Source organism: Longimicrobiaceae bacterium, from assembly GCA_035936415.1.
Taxonomy (GTDB): domain Bacteria; phylum Gemmatimonadota; class Gemmatimonadetes; order Longimicrobiales; family Longimicrobiaceae; genus JAFAYN01.
Genome location: DASYWD010000483.1, coordinates 1 through 4,772, shown reverse-complemented (window position 1 = coordinate 4,772; position 4,772 = coordinate 1). Strand labels below are relative to the sequence as shown.

General features: G+C 71.7%; 6 protein-coding genes. 4 read left to right on the top strand and 2 right to left on the bottom strand.

The features are described 5' to 3' along the window. Positions 1–171: 171 nt before the first annotated feature. Both VGR37_19650 and queD read right to left on the bottom strand, forming a co-directional pair. Positions 172–342 (bottom strand): hypothetical protein, encoded by a 171-nt coding sequence (locus VGR37_19650; protein HEV2149625.1) that lies wholly within the window; start codon positions 340–342, stop codon positions 172–174. 143 nt (positions 343–485) lie between these two features. Then, positions 486–845: a 6-carboxytetrahydropterin synthase QueD gene (queD, locus tag VGR37_19645; GenBank protein HEV2149624.1), complete on the bottom strand. Its 360-nt coding sequence runs from the start codon at positions 843–845 to the stop codon at positions 486–488. A gap of 194 nt (positions 846–1,039) precedes the next feature. Between queD and VGR37_19640 the strand changes: the two genes are divergently transcribed. The 4 genes from VGR37_19640 to VGR37_19625 all read left to right on the top strand — a co-directional run. Next, positions 1,040–1,273, top strand: coding sequence for a hypothetical protein (locus VGR37_19640; GenBank protein HEV2149623.1), 234 nt, complete (start codon positions 1,040–1,042; stop codon positions 1,271–1,273). A gap of 251 nt (positions 1,274–1,524) precedes the next feature. Continuing rightward, on the top strand, positions 1,525–1,857 hold the full coding sequence (locus VGR37_19635; protein ID HEV2149622.1) for a hypothetical protein: 333 nt from the start codon (positions 1,525–1,527) through the stop codon (positions 1,855–1,857). Positions 1,858–1,922: 65 nt separating this feature from the next. Continuing rightward, positions 1,923–3,437 (top strand): TolC family protein, encoded by a 1,515-nt coding sequence (locus VGR37_19630; GenBank protein HEV2149621.1) that lies wholly within the window; start codon positions 1,923–1,925, stop codon positions 3,435–3,437. A gap of 36 nt (positions 3,438–3,473) precedes the next feature. After that, a partial coding sequence (locus tag VGR37_19625; protein ID HEV2149620.1) for an NHLP bacteriocin system secretion protein occupies positions 3,474–4,772 on the top strand: 1,299 nt, incomplete at its 3' end.

The window sequence follows — 4,772 nt, the reverse complement described above, 5'->3', positions numbered from 1 at the left end:
GGCTTCTGCCCCAGAACAGGAAAGCGGAGCCGAGAGGTCTCGACTCCGCTCTACCGCATTCGGGCTGCAATCTGCTTCCTCTGCCTGAGTCTCCGAACTTCGCTCCTACCTCATTTCCAAAGTTCGGGATGACTCATGCTTTTTCATGCCCGCGGTAGGCGGCGGGGCGTCCTAGTTCCGTGACGCCGTCGACGTGCCGGCCTCGTCGGACGCGCGGCCCTGGCTGTCGCCGTTCTCCCGCTCCGTGGCCGCAGGCCTCGGCGCGGAGGCGGTGCGCTTGCGCGGCTTCGCGCTGAAGTCGTACGCCTTCGGGAAGATGAAGTCACGGATGAGCTGGAGCATGGGACCTCCGGGAGGGGGGACTGAGAGGGCTGTGCAGATACATATGTAGTGCGGCGTACAGGAAGGCAAGGCTTTTGTTTTCAAGCAGTTCTGCTGCTCCTGCCCTTGCGGCGAGCCCGGCCGGCTCGCGCGTGGGGCGACGGCTATCCCCTGCCCCGGTACACGCACCCCGAGGTGCACGTCTCCCGCACGGCCACCTTGCTGAGCCCCGGGAGCTTCGGCGCCAACCGGTCCCAGATCCACCGGGCCAGCACCTCGCTCGTGGGGTTCTCCAGCCCGGGGACGTCGTTCAGGTAGCTGTGGTCGAGCTGCTCGTGGATGGGCCTGAACGCGTCCTTGATCTCCCCGAAGTCCATCACCCACCCCAGCTCGGGGTGCAACGGGCCCGCCACGTGGATCCGCACGCGGAACGAGTGGCCGTGCAGCCGCGCGCACTTGTGCCCCTCCGGGACGTTGGGGAGCCGGTGCGCCGCCTCGAAGGTGAACTCCCTGAAGATCTCCATGCTTCCCGTGTCCACCCGTTCAGGACGATGTGATGCGAGGTAACATGCGCCGGCCCCGAGCCGGCGGCAATTCCCTCGGCGGCGGTTCAGGCGAACGGTGCCGGAGACCCGGGCGCCCCCTCCGTCCTGGCACGTTTTTCCCGTTCCGCGGATTCCACGCTCCAGCACCTCGACCCCTTCGGCAAGAAACCCACGTGCACCTGATCGCGAACCTCTTCGGACGCAGGAAGCCATCCATCCAGCTCTACACCGGGCAGGAGATGCGGACGTTCCACCGGCTCGCAGGCGCCGACTTCCAGGTGGCCGTCCCCGAGACCGACCTGCAGCTCGTCGCCCAGCTGTGCAGCGCGGCGGAAAAGGCGGGGGACCCGGAGTTCAGGGAGGCGACCCTGGGGGACATCCGCAGGATCGTGGCGAAGTACCTCTGAAGGGGCGGCGCGGGTGCGCGGTGCCGGAGTCACTCGACGCTGCATCGGGTAGAGGCCGGGCACCAGCAATAGAGCCGGGGCTCTACCGGATGGAGCGACAGTTCCCGCCACCAGACGAGGAAAACAGGAGCCGCACGGGCGTAAATACGGCACCCACTACCACTTAGACAGAAGGAACAGACCCGGCACGGCGCGTGCTTTGGGAATGGACGTTCACCCGTCGTCCGTTTCCGCAGCCCTCGCTCCAGGCCATGCCCTTCAGACCATCCGACGGAGACCTGGATCCCCCGTCCGGGCTCGCAGCGGTGACGATCCGCGCCGCGTGCGACCGCGAGTTCCGCTCCTCGCTCCTGATGGATCCGCACCTGGCGATCCGCGAGTCCTTCGGGATCGTGCTTCCGCCCACGCTGCGCCTGCGCTTCGTCGAGAAGCCCGGCGACGTGGACCTGCTCGTGGTCCTGCCGGACCTGCTCGATCAGGGGCCGCTGCCACTGGGCGAGCTGGAGCGGGTCCCCGGCGGAGCGGGCTCCATCCACTGCTGCATACAGCAGTGGTCCGACGGCGTCGTTCCGGTCCAGAGCTGAGACACCTCCCGGCGCCGCGGCCCGGCCGGTCAACCCGGAAGCCCCTTCCACACGGAGCGACTCGTATGCCCGAAGCCACCCCCATCCTGCGGCCCCTGCGGCAGGTCTGCCGCGCAGTCCTGCCGATCGGGTGGATCGCCGTGGCGGCCTCCGCGGCGGGCGGACAGGAGCAGCACCCCGCCCGGCTCACGCTGGAGGACGTGGTGCGGACCACCCTGTCCGCCAGCGCCGAGGTCCGCTTCGCGGAGGCGGGCGTCCGCCGGCAGGACGGGCTGGTGCGGCAGACGCAGGGAGCCTTCGACTCCCGGGTCAGGACCACGCTCTCCGCGCAGCGTGTCGAAGACCCCGCCCAGGCGGTCGCCGCGGACGCCGGCACGACCACCCACCAGGGAATGGAGTACAGCGTCGGCCTGGACAGGCGCCTCCGCTCCGGGATCGTGCTCTCCCCGCAGGTGGCCGTCTCCCGCGCGGAGGTCCCCGGCTCCGACCTCCTCGCCCGCAACCTGGCGACGGCGAGCCTCGACGTTCTCGTCCCGCTGGGCCGAGGACGCGGCGGCGGGCTGGCGACCGCGCAGAATGTCGCGGCGCGGGGGGCCCGGGCGGCGGCCTCCGCCGAGCTCCGCCACCGCCACGCCGAGAGCGTGGCGCGATCGGTGGAGGCGTACTGGGGCTACGTGGCCGCCGTGCAGAGGGGGAAAGTGCTGCGGGAGGCGGAGACGCGCGCGGTGCGGCTGGTGGACGAGACCCGGAGGCTGGTGGACGCGGACGGGCTCCCGGCCGCCGACCTGGTGCGGGTGAGCGCCAGCCTGGCCTCCAGGCGGGCTGCGCGGGTTGCCGGGGAGCAGGGATTGACCGCCGCGCGCCAGGCGCTCGGGCTGGCCATGGGGATCCCTGCCGACTCGCTGTCCACGCTCCCCCCGCCGGCAACTCCCTTCCCCGCACCGGGCGATTCCTTGCCGGGGGCGATCCCCTCCGCACAGGCGCTGGCGGCCGAGGCGCTCCGCTCACGCGCCGACCTGGCCGCGGTGCGCCGCAGGCACGAGGCCGCTCGGACCCTGCTGCGCGGGGCGCGAAGCGAGCTGCGCCCGCAGGTGGACCTGGGCTTCAGCATGGGCTACACGGGCGTGGAGGAGGGGGCCGCGCTCGACCGGATGCTGGCCCCGCTCTCCGGCCGGAGCGGGTTCCACGCCGGGGTGAAGCTCTCCACCGGGCTCGCGCTCGGGAACCGGACCGCGGAGGGGCTGGCGCTGCAGAGCGCAGCCGACGAGCAGGACGCCGCCGGCGCGGAGCGGGAGCTCACCCGAAGGATCGCGCTGGAGGCGGAGACCGCCACGGAGACGCTCCGGCGCTCGGCGGAGGAGCTGGGGCAGACCGCCGAGGCGGTCCAGCTGCACTCGGCGGTGGTGGAGAACGAGCGCCGCAGGTTCCAGCTCGGCGGCTCCACGCTCTTCGACGTCCTCTACGCCGAGGACGGTCTGACCTCGGCCACGCTGTCCCACATCGACGGGGAGCTGCGCCACGCGACCGCGCTCGCCCGGCTGCGCTTCGCGGTCGGCGCGCCTGGAACCCCGCGGGAGTGACCCGCCCCTCTTCCCCCTTTGCACTGGAGACCGGAGATGTCGGAGCGCAGGAACATCTTCCGCGAGGTGGCGCTGGAGCGCCTCTCCTCGCCCGAGCAGCTCGACCAGATGATGCAGGTGACCACCCGGAAGGGGTGGCTCGCGCTCGCCTCGCTGGGCGGCGTGCTCGCGGCGGCGCTGGTCTGGGGGATCTTCGGGAGCATCCCCGAGCGGGTCGGCGGGGCGGGGATCCTGGTCCTCAGCGGCGGAGTGTACGAGGTGGCGTCCGAGAGCGACGGCCGCGTGGCCGAGTTCGCGGTCCAGGTGGGAGACACGATCCGTGAGGGGGAAGTGGTGGCGAGGCTCGCCCGACCCGACCTGGAGGAGCGGATCCGCCAGGCGAGGGCGCGCGTCGCGGAGCTGGACGCACGCCAGCGGCAGCTCTCCCACTTCGGGGGGCGCGACGCGGAGCTGCAGGCCGCCTTCCTGACGCAGTCGCGCTCCAGCATGCAGCAGTCCGTCGCCGCCTCCGAAGCGACGCTGAAGGCGCTACGCGACAGGGTCTCGAACGAGGAGCAGCTCGTCGCGCAGGGGCTGCTCACCCGGCAGGCCCTGCTCGCCACCGTGCAGGAGTACGAGCGAGTGAGGGAAAAGGTCCGCGGAGACCGGAGCGAAGTCGCCCAGCTGGAGGTCCGCCGGCTCCAGGCGGAGAACTCGAACCGGGAGGCGCTGCAGGAGGCCCGGTTCCGGCTGGACGAGGCGCGGCGCGAGCTGGCGCAGCTCGAGAGCGAGCGGCGTCTCACCTCCGAGCTGGTGAGCCCGTACACCGGGCGGGTCCTGGAGATCATGGCGGAGCGCGGGAGCTTCGTGGTACGGGGTCAGCCGGTCCTCAACGTGGACCTGGAGCGGAGCGGCGGCCACGGACTGGAGGCGGTGGTCTACGTCCCCTCGGTGCACGGCAAGATGGTGAAGCCGGGGATGGAGATCCAGATCGTCCCCTCCACCGTGCGGCGCGAGGAGTACGGCCACCTGGTGGGACGGGTCACCTACGTCTCCGCCTTCCCCGCCACTCGCAAGGGGATGCAGCGTGTGCTCAAGAACGAGCAGCTGGTCGGCGCCCTGTCCGGCCCGGATGCGCCTTACGAGGTGCATGCCACGCTGGTCCCCGACGTGGGGAGCGCGTCCCGCTACCGCTGGTCGTCGTCCTGGGGGCCGCCCATCGAGCTGCAGAGCGGCACCCTCGCGGAGGGCAGCATCGTGGTGCAGCGGCGCCGCCCCGTCTCCATGCTGATCCCCCAGCTTCGCAAGCAGGTCGCGCCGGGGCCGGGGAGGACCGTCGCCGCCGCCCCCCGCCGC